At 38.3% G+C, this 13,161-nt stretch carries 11 protein-coding genes and 1 pseudogene; 8 read left to right on the top strand and 4 right to left on the bottom strand.

Annotated features, from left to right (window positions below):
- Positions 1-99: 99 nt before the first annotated feature.
- Positions 100-1,356, bottom strand: coding sequence for a multiheme c-type cytochrome (locus AB1410_04135; GenBank protein ID MEW6455887.1), 1,257 nt, complete (start codon positions 1,354-1,356; stop codon positions 100-102).
- Positions 1,357-1,413: 57 nt separating this feature from the next.
- On the opposite strand from AB1410_04135, the gene AB1410_04130 reads away from it, so the two are divergent.
- Positions 1,414-1,644, top strand: a complete 231-nt coding sequence (locus tag AB1410_04130; protein MEW6455886.1) for a DUF4097 family beta strand repeat-containing protein — start codon at positions 1,414-1,416, stop codon at positions 1,642-1,644.
- Positions 1,645-1,685: 41 nt separating this feature from the next.
- Here AB1410_04130 and AB1410_04125 read toward each other — a convergent pair whose 3' ends face one another.
- From AB1410_04125 to AB1410_04115, 3 genes are read right to left on the bottom strand one after another with little or no spacing between them, the layout of a single operon-like run.
- Positions 1,686-2,429 carry a hypothetical protein gene (locus AB1410_04125; protein MEW6455885.1) on the bottom strand — a complete coding sequence of 248 codons (744 nt, stop codon included), beginning with the start codon at positions 2,427-2,429 and terminating at the stop codon, positions 1,686-1,688.
- Positions 2,422-3,060 carry a hypothetical protein gene (locus AB1410_04120; GenBank protein MEW6455884.1) on the bottom strand — a complete coding sequence of 213 codons (639 nt, stop codon included), beginning with the start codon at positions 3,058-3,060 and terminating at the stop codon, positions 2,422-2,424. Before AB1410_04120 ends, AB1410_04125 begins: the two co-directional genes overlap by 8 nt.
- A gap of 1 nt (position 3,061) precedes the next feature.
- Positions 3,062-3,595: an RNA polymerase sigma factor gene (locus tag AB1410_04115; GenBank protein ID MEW6455883.1), complete on the bottom strand. Its 534-nt coding sequence runs from the start codon at positions 3,593-3,595 to the stop codon at positions 3,062-3,064.
- Positions 3,596-3,783: 188 nt separating this feature from the next.
- Here AB1410_04115 and AB1410_04110 point away from each other — a divergent pair, with 188 nt between their 5' ends.
- From AB1410_04110 to AB1410_04080, 7 genes and pseudogenes are all read left to right on the top strand, one after another.
- The gene (locus tag AB1410_04110) at positions 3,784-6,132 is read left to right on the top strand and encodes a DEAD/DEAH box helicase family protein (protein ID MEW6455882.1); all 2,349 of its coding nucleotides are present in this window, start codon (positions 3,784-3,786) and stop codon (positions 6,130-6,132) included.
- Positions 6,129-7,484 carry an ATP-binding protein gene (locus AB1410_04105; protein ID MEW6455881.1) on the top strand — a complete coding sequence of 452 codons (1,356 nt, stop codon included), beginning with the start codon at positions 6,129-6,131 and terminating at the stop codon, positions 7,482-7,484. Before AB1410_04110 ends, AB1410_04105 begins: the two co-directional genes overlap by 4 nt.
- Positions 7,485-7,536: 52 nt before the next feature.
- Positions 7,537-8,799: a restriction endonuclease subunit S gene (locus AB1410_04100; GenBank protein ID MEW6455880.1), complete on the top strand. Its 1,263-nt coding sequence runs from the start codon at positions 7,537-7,539 to the stop codon at positions 8,797-8,799.
- The gene (locus AB1410_04095; protein ID MEW6455879.1) at positions 8,796-10,268 is read left to right on the top strand and encodes an AAA family ATPase; all 1,473 of its coding nucleotides are present in this window, start codon (positions 8,796-8,798) and stop codon (positions 10,266-10,268) included. The genes AB1410_04100 and AB1410_04095 overlap by 4 nt, the downstream gene beginning before the upstream one ends.
- 163 nt (positions 10,269-10,431) lie before the next feature.
- Positions 10,432-11,616 (top strand): ATP-binding protein, encoded by a 1,185-nt coding sequence (locus tag AB1410_04090; GenBank protein ID MEW6455878.1) that lies wholly within the window; start codon positions 10,432-10,434, stop codon positions 11,614-11,616.
- Positions 11,617-11,618: 2 nt separating this feature from the next.
- Positions 11,619-12,251: pseudogene (locus AB1410_04085) on the top strand (type I restriction-modification system subunit M N-terminal domain-containing protein).
- 5 nt (positions 12,252-12,256) lie between these two features.
- Positions 12,257-13,120, top strand: coding sequence for an N-6 DNA methylase (locus AB1410_04080; GenBank protein ID MEW6455877.1), 864 nt, complete (start codon positions 12,257-12,259; stop codon positions 13,118-13,120).
- Positions 13,121-13,161 lie beyond the last annotated feature (41 nt).

Here is a 13,161-nt window from a genome sequence, read left to right as displayed (position 1 = left end):
TCAATATATTTTTGTTTATACTCTTCTTTCTGATTTAAAAAGAAGAAAAAAGAGCCGAATGGGAATGGATTTCTTAAATCATTGGATTAAATTTTCTTTTTATTTAAATCCAGGAGCACTCTTTCTTAAACTTTCAGCTTCGTCTTTTATTTTCTGAAGGGATTCTTTTATCGCAGCCCAGCCATACCAGTGCATGTAATCAGGGTTCATGTGAAAAGCTCCCTGAAAAGTTCTCATCCTGTATTCTAAAAACATCACATATAACTCCTGCTCTACAGTACTTTTTGCTTCATAGAACTGGAGTAAATCAGGTGCATATTTCCAATTTTCCGGCTTTTTCAATAGTCCATCCTTATACAATGCTTTTACTGTCTGGATAGCCTCTGCCATTATTTTGTCTGCTTCCTTGATAATTTTATCTCCTGCCTCTAATTGCTCTTTAGCAAATCTTTCTGAATGGCAGGATTTGCAGGTTTTAATCGAACGATCTCTCTCTGCCTGCCATTCTTCTTTTGTAAGCCTTGCAACTTTTGCTGCCTTTACTGCTTCTAATCTTTCAGTTGGGTTTCCATTTTCATCAAGCACTCCAAGGGCTTTTAATATTTCAACTCTGTATCCAAGCCATTCTGGATCATTCTCAGGAAGTCTTAAAGCCAGGAATCCCCATGCTGTCATTACATTATGATTTCCATTTTCCATGTGGCAGGTCTGGCATTTTGGAGCTCTTCCTGTATCTCCTTCGATTGACCATATTGTTCCATGTTTTGAAGTAGACCACATTTCCCATTGAGGATGGTCAAATCCCATATGACAGGTCTGACATGCTCTTGGGTCAGAAGCTTCTTTTATCGAAAATTTATGTCTTGTATGGCATGAATCACAGCTTCCAGTTCCATAAGTAAATTCTTTTAACTCTTCAGCGGATTTCTCTCCTATCTTATGGCAACCGGAACATCCTTTAAACCCTTCATGTCCAACGATCTGCAAAGGCTGATGCATGAGCATTGGCATTGCTTTCATAGCAGTCCATGCCAGAGAATGTTTTCCTGCTCTGAATTGTTTAACTCTTTCCTCATGACAGGTCGCACAGGTTTCTGGGGTTGGGAATTTTGCAAGGTTTGAATCTTCCATCGTTTTATGCTCTTCTCCATGGCAGGTGGAACAGTCAACATCAGCATCAGGTTTTCCCATCTTCCCGTCTTTGAATTGAGATACAATTTTTGGGGTGACATTTTTGTGACATTCAACACACGGAGATTCTTTTGCTTTTGATACTTTTTTTGCTTCTTGTGAAAAAGAGAATAAAATTAGCACATTTATTAAAATAAAAAATAATAAAAATGGATATTTTTTCATTTGTCCTCCTTTATTAATCTTATTAAAAAAAATTTTTTATATCAGAAAAAAAATGGGATGTCAAAATATCAAATTTTCTATACATCTGGTGATGTCTCGATTAACCTGCCTTCTGATTCCCAGTTCAATCTCAATACAAGAACTTCATCTGGCTCAATTGATACAGATTTTCCTTTAACTGTAAAAGGTAGAATCAGCAAAAAAAGCATTCAAGGTTCTGTTGGTTCCTCGAATTCTAATCTACTCTGCACAACCACAAGTGGAAACATCAGAGTAAGAAAGCTTTAAGGGGAATTTTTTTAAAATATTTATAAAAATTTAAATTAGCTTTATCGGAGCACTTTTCCTGATATAATAAGAATCAATCCTTTATCTCCACCATCCATCCTTGAAACTCCAACAACAGTCCTCTCCCCAGGTTTTATGGTCAAATTGGTATTTAAAAGTGTAATAGAATCTCTTCGCTCTTCTGGTGGAGCTCCAACTAACCCAGTCTTAGCTACTGTAACTTTTATCTTAGCTAAATTTATTTCCATCTGGATTATTTCTTCCTTTTCTTCTTTGATATATTTTGGAGTGAGGATTAACTTAAATTCATTATCTGCTCCTCCCAATGTAAGCAGCGACGATCCTCTGTCATTACCTCTAATAAAAGAAGTATCTAAAACCTTAAATGCTTTATATCTTAAAAGGCTCTTTATTTCTTTGATAACAGGATCGTTTTTCAATGCTTCATCCATTTTTTCTTCTTCTTTTTCAGACCCAAGTATTAGTTGAACATTAAACTGCAAATCCACAGGCTTAACATCGATTTCTTTCAACACATCAAGCATCTTTTCAACTATCTCAGGGTGATCGCGAATTGATATAATCCTGAGAGCTTGGTTAAAACTTATATTCCCTTCTTTACTTCTATAAACACGCAGAAGATTTATAGCATCAGTTGGCTTTATATATTTCAATTTTACAATTTCATCTTTTAATGGAGCCTTCGACTCTTGAGAAAAAACCAATGGGCTCTGCAGCAAAAAAAATGTAAAAATTACAAAAAAAACTAAAATCCATTTATTCATTTTTTTTCTCCTCCCATTCAAAATTTTTATTAAAAAACCAGATAATCTTTAATCCAGTTTCCTTTGATACTAAAGTCATGACGAGAGAATCCTGTATTGGAGTCTCTTTTAAAAGATTTATTTCCTGCTCAATCTTTTTTTTAACGACTGGCCTTGAGCTTGCAATCTTTTCAGGGATTCTGAGCTTCAATGGCTGCTCTTGCTTCTCAAGCTTTACAATAGGCTCTATCCCAATAGATTCTTTCCTTGCAGTTAAAAACTCAGTCTTTTTCTCCTGTAAAAAATGGGGCAAAGTCAGAAAGAGAACTACAGCAATTATTGCAAAAGCCAAAAAAATGTATGCCCATGATTTTTGATAAAGCGCATTCCAGTTTAAAACTAAACTTGAACAGGGTTTAATTTTTTCCTGAGTTACTTGTTTTATCATTTCTGACCATTCAGCTTCATCCCAATCAATCGAATCTCTTTCCTTTAATTCATCTATCATTGAGAAAACATTCAAATATTCTTTATACTCATTCCCACATTTTTCACATAATCTTAAATGGTCTTTTATTTTTGAAAGTTTATTCAATGAAAAATCTGAGCTTATTGCTAACGGTATCCATCTCTTAATTTTCCTGCAATTCATTCTATTTCTCCTTAAACTCAGGATAAACTTTTACAAAAGCATCTTTAATTTTTTTCCGCGCTGAAGAGAGATAAAATCTAACATTCATCTCTGAGCAGTTGAGAATATTTGCTGTTTCCTTGATATTAAATCCTTCTATATCCCGAAGTAAGAAAATACTCTTTTCCCTTGGACTTAACTCTTTCATACAATCTAATATTTTCTCTTTAAATTCCTTTTTAAGATGCCTTTCTTCAGGGTCAATTTCAGGTGATGGATGTGATCCTTGTCTATATGACATTACATTTGATTTTTTCTTCTTCCTTAAAAAATCATTTGTTACATTGATTGAGATTTGATACAGCCAGTTTTTAAAACTTTTGTTTGTGTTATATTTTCTTAAGTATTTAAAAGCCCTCATAAAGGATTCCTGACAGATCTCTTTGGTCTCTTCAATGTTTCCGGTCATACGATAAGCCATGTTCAAAAGATTTCTCCTCCAGGGCTTGATAAGTAGTTCAAAAGCATCGAGATTTCCATCTAATACCTCTTTCACCAGGTTTTTCTCATCTACCATCCAAATTAATATACCTTTTCTCAGAAAAAAATGTTAGAGAATTAACAAAACTGGTCCGCTTGAAGAATTTTTCAAAAGATTTTAAAATTTGGGAGATTAGGGAAGGTAAAGGTGGAAAGGGTTGAATCGTTTCTTGAAATAAAGATTTCAAAGGGAGAGGACTGAAGATGAGTGGATTGAGCATTACTCTAAGCGAAGCAGATACAAAAGCAAAGCTTGTTGATCCAGTTCTTCACAAGAAGGGATGGACAGAAGACCTTATTCGTCGGGAAGAAACAGCTCCTGGCATTGATATTATAGACGGTAAACCGCGCCGAAAAAGTCAAGGACGAATGGATTATCTTTTACGTACAAGAGTTAATATAAATAGTCAGCCTATAGCAGTTGGCTTGATCGAAGCGAAAAAAAGCAATGAGCCACCAGATAGAGGTCTTGAGCAAGCAAAGAGATACGCTCGTCTAAACAATGTTCCCTTTGTTTATTCTTCTAATGGACATCTGTTCATAGAATACGATAATTTCACAGGTAAAACTTCTGAGCCACGACCACTTGAAGAATTTCCTACACCTTCTGAACTTCGTCAGCGCTATGAAAGTAGGCTGGGAATTTCCCTGGAGAGTGAAGAGACGAAACCGCTTCTTGTTCCATATCCAAGTGGAGAGGCAACAAGACGCTATTATCAAGATGCCGCTATCAGGTCTGCCCTTGAAAAAATAGCTCAAGGAAAAAAGAGAGTGCTTTTATTTTTAGCTACAGGTTCAGGCAAGACTTTTATTGCGGTTCATATATTAAAAAAGATCGCAGATGCCGGGCAGCTTCGTCGTGCTTTATTTGTGTGCGATAGAGACGAACTGAGAACTCAAGGATTATCTGCTTTTCAAAATGTCTTTGGAACAGATGCTGCTGAAGTTACAACATCAAATCCCCAAAAAAATGCACGTATCTTGATAGCAACTTATCAGACACTCAATGTAGCAGGAGAAAATGAAGATGCAAAATTTTTTTTAGAAAATTATCCTGAGAATTATTTCAGTCATATTGTTATTGATGAATGCCACAAAAGTGCCTGGGGAAAATGGAGCATCGTGCTTAAAAGGAATCCAGATGCAGTTCAGATTGGTCTTACTGCAACCCCGCGCTACTGGGAAGGTGGAAACGATGAAGAAAGAAGAGGAGACGAAGAAATAACCGCTAACAATATTCAATACTTTGGTGAGCCTGTTTATGAATATGATATGGCTCAGGGGATTGAGGATGGTTATCTTCCTCCATGCGAAATTATTGCTCGGCAGGTAAACCTTGATTTAAGAGGAGTAACAAGAGAGAATATAGAGAAAGCAGGGGGAGCTACAGATGCCATAACAGGTGAACCATTGGCTGTCCATGAGACGCGAGGTATTTACGAAGCTACATCATTTGAGGATATTATTCAGTTACCCGACCGAGTGGAAGTCATGTGTAGTGACCTCTTTGATATGCTTCTTCAAACCAGTGGTCCTCTGCAAAAAACCGTTATTTTCTGTGTTCGTGATACTCATGCAGATGCTGTTGCAACTGAAATGAACAATCTTTACACAGAATGGTGCTCTAAAAATGGACAAAAAAGACTTGAACCTTACGCCTTCAAATGCACTGCTTCAGTTGGAGGAAGCGAATATATTGCAGACCTTAGAGGATCCGAACGCAGCCATTTTATTGCGACAACCGTTGATCTTATAACCACTGGAGTAGATATTCCCATAGTTCGAAATGTTTTCTTCTTTAAGTATGTCCGTTCCCCGATTGCCTTCCAACAAATGCTGGGGAGAGGTTCGAGGATACACCTTCCCACCAATAAGTTAATGTTCCGTGTCTATGACTATACAGATGCTACTCGTCTTTTAGGGAAAGCATTTAAGAGCAGACCTTCTCCGACACGAGAACCTAAAGAGCCTGGAGAAAGAAAAGAAAAAATAATCCGCGTTGAAGGATTTGATGTTCATGTGAATCCTGCAGGAACATACATTGTTAATCAGAAGGAAGGAAGATTGGCAATGGTGACTGTTGAAGAATATAAGCAGACCCTTGCTGACAAACTGGTAGAAGAGACAGAAACTTTCGAGAATTTTCGCAAGTGTTGGATAAGCCCGCAGGAAAGGAGAGCTCTCATAGATGCTCTTCCCGATGATGGGCGTGGATTAAAACTGCTCCAGGAGCTCCTTCAGCTTAAGGATTATGACCTCTATGATGTGCTAGCAGAGATTGGATTTGGTTTGGCTCCGAAGAGTCGTAAAGAAAGAGTGGAGGCACTCCAATACAAACATAAATCCTGGTTTGACAGTTTACCTGAGCAAACTGCAAAAATACTGCTTGCCCTTGCTAAACAATTCGAAAAAGGTGGAACAGAAGAGTTAGAAAATCCCTATGTATTCAATGCTCCTGAAGTAATTAAATCAGGTGGTCTAGATGCATTAAAAACGTTAGGGGATCCAAAAGAGATTATAAATGAAACAAAAGAGAGGTTGTTTGCTGCATGAATGAAAAGGATATAAAAGAGCTCATATCAAAAGGGGAATCCCTAACGCTTGATTTTAAAGGGGAGCTTTCTGATGGCTTTTACAAAACCATTTCAGCTTTTTCCAACACAAAAGGAGGAATAATCCTTCTTGGCGTTGGTGATAAAGGGAAAATAGTCGGCGTAAGCCCCACAAATGAATTCATGGAAAGAATGACAAATCGAATAATTGACAAGTTAACAATCTACCCTGAAATTGAAGCCGTAGACGTGGAAGAGAAACGCATAATAGCCGTCATAGTGGCGCGTTCGAGCTTTCCTATCTCTTATGAAGGCCGTTATTATGAGCGGATAGGAAACACAACCAGAGAAATGAGTCAGGAAAAACTCAGGGCATTGCTTCTTAAAGGTAAATCATGGGACCTTCTCACCAATAATGTTTCGTATGAAGAGATAGACATCGAGACTATAAAAAGATTCGTCCGGCTTGCAGTTGAAAAGAATAGACTGCCCAGAGTTTCCCTCGACGAACAGCCGTTGGTCATCCTCGAAAAGCTCGGCTTGATTGTCGATGGCAAACTAACCAATGGCGCCGTCATTCTTTTCGGAAAAGACCCTCAGAAACATTTTATTAATCTTTGCGTTCGGGTAGGCCGTTTAAAAACTGAAACTACAATCATCGATGATAAGTGGGCAAAAGGGAATCTCTTTCAGCAACTCGAAGAGACAATCAATGTTTTGAAACAGTTCATCAGTGTCCGCTATGAAATAAAAGATTGGCAGCGGGAAGATATATGGGATTATCCGATCCCTGCACTCAGAGAAGCGGTGCTGAATGCTCTTATCCATCGAGATTATTTCAATATCGCCAATTTCATTCAGATTAAAGTTTACGATGACCACATCTGGTTTTTTAATTTAGGAGGACTTCCGGAGGGCATTTCTATCGAGGAGCTCAAAGTTCCTCATGGCTCAGTTTTGCGCAACTCCTTGATTGCCAAGGCATTTTATCTCGCCGGTGAGATTGAGCAATATGGCAGTGGCACGGTTCGAATGGTAGAATGGATGAAAGAAGCTGGACTCCCAGAGCCAGAATACAAAGAAGAAATGGGTGGATTTTCGGTATATTTCTACAGTGACATTTATACAGAGGAAAATTTGAGAAAGATGGGGTTAAACGAGCGGCAGATTAAAGCGGTGATGTATGTGAAGGAGAAAAGAAGGATTACGAATAAAGAGTATCAGGAACTTAATGCAGTGTCTAATAAGACTGCTTATCTCGAATTAATAGAAATTGTTAAAAAAGATATTTTTATAGTTGAAGGGACCGGGAAGAATGTTATCTATACTTCAAAGAAGGTAATAAAAAAGTAATGAAAAGGTAATGAAAAGGTAATGAAAGTAATGATTAGGTAATGAACCAAAAATGAGCCGAAAAATTAACTCCGAACTCAAAACCCTGAACTCTGAACCCCCCTCAGGCTGGCGATGGATGAAGTTGGGGGAGGTGTGTAAGATCAATCCTTCTCGTCCCAGGAGTTTCTATCGTTCTCCTAATGCTCCGACCTCATTTGTCCCAATGGTTGCTGTGGATGAGAAAACGGGAACTATATCCAAACCAGAGATTGTTCCATATTCAAAGGTTGCCAAAGGATATACTTATTTTGAGGAAAATGACGTTCTCTTTGCTAAGATTACACCACGTATGCAGAACGGAAAGCATGTTATTGCAAGAAATCTGATTGATGGGATAGGCTTCGGAACAACTGAATTTCACGTTTTGCGTCCCAATGAAGAAGTGTTGCCAGAGTGGGTTCATTTCTATATTCGACAGCCTTCATTCTTACAAGAAGCAACAGGATATTTCACAGGTGCAGTAGGTCAACAAAGAGTACCCGAAGAGTTTTTGGCAAACTACATTATCCCTCTACCAACAAAAGAGGAGCAAGAACACATCGCTGCAAAAATTCAAGAACTGATGCATGAGGTGGAGCATGCCCGAACTGCCTGCGAAAAGCAACTTGAGGCAGCCAAAGCCCTCCCCGCCGCATATCTGCGAGAGGTCTTCGAAAGCGAAGAGGCAAAGAAGTGGGAGAGAAAGAGGCTGGGTGAAGTACTTTCAGCTAATCCCCAATACGGCTTAACAGCAACAGCAGTAGATATTGTAAAAGATTATATTTATCTTCGCATTACCGATATTACAGAGGAAGGGAAAATTAAAGGTCAAGATTTAAAGTACATTGAGTCAGATAAAAAAACTTTTGAAAAATATAAAGTTTCTGCCGGCGACATTTTAATTGCAAGAAGTGGTTCTGTAGGGCGTGTTTATTTAGTTAAAGAATCTGACTTGCCAAGACCAGCGGTTTTTGCCTCTTATCTAATTAGATTCAGACTCAAGCCCGATTATGTTTTGCCTGAATATTTCTTTTATTTTGCGTTAAGTGAGCAATATAAAAGTTTTATTTCGGAACAAATTAAAACAGTAGCTCAACCAAATATAAATGCTAAACAATACCAGATATTAGAGATTCCCTTGCCACCTATAGAGACCCAGCAGCGCATCGCCATTGACCTCAAAGAAAAATTAGCACAGGTTGAAAAACTACAATCTGCAATCTCGAATCAAAAATCCGCACTGGATGCCTTGCCTCAAGCAATCTTAAGAAAGGCGTTTAGGGGGGAGTTGTGATAAAGAAGCTAATCGTCGAAAACTTCCGTTCTATTAAAAATGTAGAGATTGATCTAGGCCTAATGAATGCCTTTATTGGTCCAAATAATGCTGGAAAGTCAAACATTATGAAAGCGTTAAATTTAGTTCTTGGGGAGATTTATCCATCTGTGCGTTCCTTTGACGAAAAAGACTTCTATAATTACGATAAATCAAATCCAATTAAAATAGAAGTCAGATTTGACTCACCATTGACCTGCAATCCTCGTGTTTACGGATTTCAGTTGACTTTTGACGGTAAGGACTGTGAGTATTTCGCAATTGATGCCAACGGCAATGTACTTACCTACCCCATATATGGGCGAGAGATCCGAGTTTCTAACGAGATGAAAGATGAAGTTGCTTTAATGTACTTAGGGCTTGATCGTCAGGCATCGCAGCAAATCAGAGCGACTCAATGGACATTGTATGGCAAATTATTAAGGCACATCGAAAAACGAATAGACGATTCAAAAAAAGAAAATTTCAAAAGAGGCATCGAAACTTCTTATAATTCTAACATCTATCCTGACTTGCAACAGATGGAAGACATTCTAAAGGATCATGTTAAGCAACAAACAGGTTTGGATTTGCATCTGCGTCTGTCAATTCTAGACCCGATAGAAACCATTAAGAACCTCAGACCTTATCTACAGGAAGATCCATTGTCAAAGGAATTTGATGCTGAGGATATGGGGGCTGGGACCCAAAGTGCTTTAGCGGTTGCAATTGCCCGTGCATATGCAGAAATCGTCAGACAGCCCCTTTTAATGGCAATTGAGGAGCCTGAACTCTATCTGCATCCCCATGGATGCCGCCATTTTTACAAACTTCTTAAGGGACTATCCGAAACCAGTGTCCAAATTATATACGCCACCCACGAAAGGTCTTTTGTAGATATATCTAACTTTAAAAGTATTCATTTAGTTAGAAAAGAATCCAACGAAACAAAGGTTTATTCAGGGATAGGAAAGCAAGTATCGTCTGAAGAAGAAATCAAAATGGCTTCAAAATTTGACGAGGATGTAAACGAGGTATTCTTTGCTAATGATGTGGTTTTGGTTGAGGGACCCGACGATAAGATTGCTTGTCGGTTGGCTCTTGAAAAACTTGGAATGGAACTGGATAAAGAAAGCGTTTCTATAATGGAATGTGGTAGCAATACGGCGATTAAGCCAATCAGTGAAATACTAAAATTGTTTAATATCTCGACTTATGCATTAATTGATGAAGACCCATCAAATCAAAAAACAGCCAAAATAATAGAGGAATTGAGAAGGTTTTTAGATAGCGATAGGGTTCTACTTCAATCTCCTAATCTCGAAGGCATATTTGGGCTAGGTAAGAAACTGAGTAAAGCGGAAGCTCTTGCATTTTTCTCGGATTGGTTTAATGGGAATAGTCCCCCTGATGTTTATAAGCTACTAAAACAGAAAATTGAAGAGGGTTAATACCATGCCTAAGAACAACCGCAAAATCACAACCCCGCAATCGCTCAATGCCTATATCAAGGGCATCTGCGATATTATGCATAGTGGTAAACAGCAGACAAATTTATTCCAAATATGTCAAATAATACTTGACAATTTTGGAAATATCTATTAGAATTCAGACATGAAAATATATCCCCGTAAGTTAACCCAAACCTTAACAAAAGAAGTGAACTCACCGAGGATTGTAATCTCAACAGGGATGCGGCAGGTGGGAAAGACTACCCTTATGCGTCAAATTTTTAATAATATTAAAAGCCCTCATAAGATTTTTCTGGATTTAGAAAATCCTTTAAACCAGAAGGTATTTGAAGAAGTAAATTTTGACAATATTATTCCCAACTTGGAACAGTTCGGATTTTCTTTGGGTAAAAAATCCTTTTTATTTTTAGATGAGGTACAGGTTGCCCCGGGGATTGTAAAAGCCATTAAATATCTTTATGACCATTATCAAATTAAATTCTTCCTGACTGGCTCAAGCAGTTTCTATCTAAAAAACCTCTTTCCTGAATCTCTGGCAGGCAGAAAGGTTATATATGAACTCTTTCCTTTGGATTTTGAGGAGTTCTTGATATTTAAGGAAGAAAAGAAAAAACCATCCGATGGATTCTCAATTAAGGCAGAGAATAAAAACAGGGTTTCCTATGAACTTTATAAGAAATACTTCAGTGAATATTTAGAATACGGTGGTTTTCCAGCAGTAGTCTTAGAGAAGGATAGAACAAGAAAAAAACAGGTTTTAGAGGATATCTTTAAATCCTATTTTGAAAAGGACGTGAAAAGTTTGGCGGATTTTAGGGAATTAGGCAAACTCAGGGATTTAATCCTGCTTCTGACTAATCGCATAAGTTCAAAGATCGAGATTAGCAAAATTGCCTCTGAGATAGGGGTATCACGTGAGACGGTCTATTCTTATCTGAATTTTTTAGAAAAGACTTACTTTATATCTCTGATCAGTCCTTTTTCTCGGAATATCAATGGAGAGGTCAGGGGAGCAAAAAAGGTCTATTTCTGCGATAATGGGCTCCTGAGTTACTTAGGTAGGGTTTCGGAGGGAACACTTTTTGAAAATGCTGTTTTCCAAAATCTTAAAAAATATGGCGGCTTAAATTATTATGAAAGGTACAGAGGTCCTGAGGTTGATTTTATTCTAAATAAAAAAACTGCTTTTGAAATAAAGATTAAAGGCGATCCCCAGGATTTGAAAAGACTAAAAAGAATATCCGAAGGTTTAAAAATAAAAGAGTGCTATTTAATTGTAAAAGACTATAGTGAACTTCCAAGAACAATTTTAGCTCAGGATCTGTAGGAATGAAGAACAACCACAAAATCACAACCCCGCAATCGCTCAATGCCTATATCAAAGGCATCTGTGACATTATGCGGCGCTCCGGCAGGGCTGGAGCTTTGCAGTATGTCCCAGAGCTTACATGGATGCTCTTCTTACGAATTCTCGATGAGAATGAGCAGAGAGAGGAGGAACAAGCGAAAGCATTGGGCGTAGAGTTTATGCCTTCCCTGGAGTATCCCTATCGCTGGCGTGATTGGGCTGACCCTGAGGGAGGGAAACGGTTGGAACTTCAAATGGGAACATTGGGTGGATTTATGTCCTTTGTCAATGGCGAGCTCATCCCATATCTTCGAAATCTTAAAAATAAGCCATCTGCAACCCTGCGTCAGAAGGTTATCAGTGAAGTCTTTTCCTCAATTGAAAGGACTGGAATTGATACTGAACGAAATCTTCTTGATATCCTGGATAAAATTCATGAACTCTCTTTAGAGCATGTTGTTGAAACTCATATGTTTACTCTCTCCCAGGTTTATGAAGGATTACTTCTCAAGATGGGTGAGAAGAATAACGATGGAGGTCAGTTTTTTACACCACGGGAAGTTATCCGTGTAATAGTCAAGGTTGTAAATCCAGAGGTTGGGGAAATGATCTATGACCCATGCTGCGGAACTGGTGGATTCCTTGCTCAGGCACATCTTCACATGAAAGAAAAAGTAAAACCGCTGATGATATTGAAACCCTTAAAACCAGAACATTCTATGGCCGGGAGAAAGAAAATCTCATCTATCCCATTGCCCTTGCAAATCTCCTTCTTCACGATATTGACGAACCTCACATCTGGCATGGAAACACCCTTACTGGGCTCGAAGTTTACGGAGGGCTCTTTCAGGGAGCACCTGCGCTTTTTGATATGGTCCTTACCAATCCTCCTTTTGGCGGCAAGGAAGGAAAAGATGCCCAGACTCGATTTGCCTATAAGACCAGCTCAACCCAGGTGCTATTTCTCCAGCATGTGATTGATAGTTTAAAGCCAGGGGGTCGATGCGGCATTGTCATGGATGAAGGAGTTCTATTCAGAACAAATGAGAATGCCTTTGTCCAGATCAAAAGAAAATTGCTTAATGAGTGTAATGTCTTCTGCATCATAAGTCTTCCACCAAAGGTTTTTGTAAATGCAGGTGAAGCAAGCAAAACCAATCTCTTATTTTTTACAAAAGGACAACCCACAAAAGAAGTCTGGTATTACGATCTATCAGACCTCAATATAACCAAAAAGCAACCACTCACACTTCAACATTTTGAAGGATTTTTCAAACTGCTTCCAGAAAGAGGAACGAGCGAACGCTCCTGGCGAGTATCAATAGAAGAAATAGAGGCAAAAAATTACGACCTCAAGGCGGTCAATCCAAATCGGAAAGAGAAAGAAGACAGGAGAAGCCTCCAGGAACTACTTTCTATCATAGAATCTCAAGCGACAGAAATTGAAAAAATTATGAAGATATTAAGGAGTAAAGGAATATGAAACATGCTAATGAGCTACTTCCTTTAATACAATTTAATATC

The sequence above is a fragment of the Acidobacteriota bacterium genome (assembly GCA_040756905.1).
Classification (GTDB): Bacteria; Acidobacteriota; Aminicenantia; order JBFLYD01; family JBFLYD01; genus JBFLYD01.
Note: the sequence above shows the minus strand (reverse complement) of the source record. Positions and strands in the feature narration are given on the sequence as shown.

Bases quoted from the DNA above. Each gene is read 5' to 3' on its own strand.
- AB1410_04135 (MEW6455887.1), bottom strand. From the start codon at position 1,356: ATGAAAAAATATCCATTTTTATTATTTTTTATTTTAATAAATGTGCTA.
- AB1410_04130 (MEW6455886.1), top strand. From the start codon at position 1,414: ATGTCAAAATATCAAATTTTCTATACATCTGGTGATGTCTCGATTAAC.
- AB1410_04125 (MEW6455885.1), bottom strand. From the start codon at position 2,429: ATGAATAAATGGATTTTAGTTTTTTTTGTAATTTTTACATTTTTTTTG.
- AB1410_04120 (MEW6455884.1), bottom strand. From the start codon at position 3,060: ATGAATTGCAGGAAAATTAAGAGATGGATACCGTTAGCAATAAGCTCA.
- AB1410_04110 (MEW6455882.1), top strand. From the start codon at position 3,784: ATGAGTGGATTGAGCATTACTCTAAGCGAAGCAGATACAAAAGCAAAG.
- AB1410_04105 (MEW6455881.1), top strand. From the start codon at position 6,129: ATGAATGAAAAGGATATAAAAGAGCTCATATCAAAAGGGGAATCCCTA.
- AB1410_04100 (MEW6455880.1), top strand. From the start codon at position 7,537: ATGAGCCGAAAAATTAACTCCGAACTCAAAACCCTGAACTCTGAACCC.
- AB1410_04090 (MEW6455878.1), top strand. From the start codon at position 10,432: ATGAAAATATATCCCCGTAAGTTAACCCAAACCTTAACAAAAGAAGTG.
- AB1410_04080 (MEW6455877.1), top strand. From the start codon at position 12,257: ATGCTGCGGAACTGGTGGATTCCTTGCTCAGGCACATCTTCACATGAA.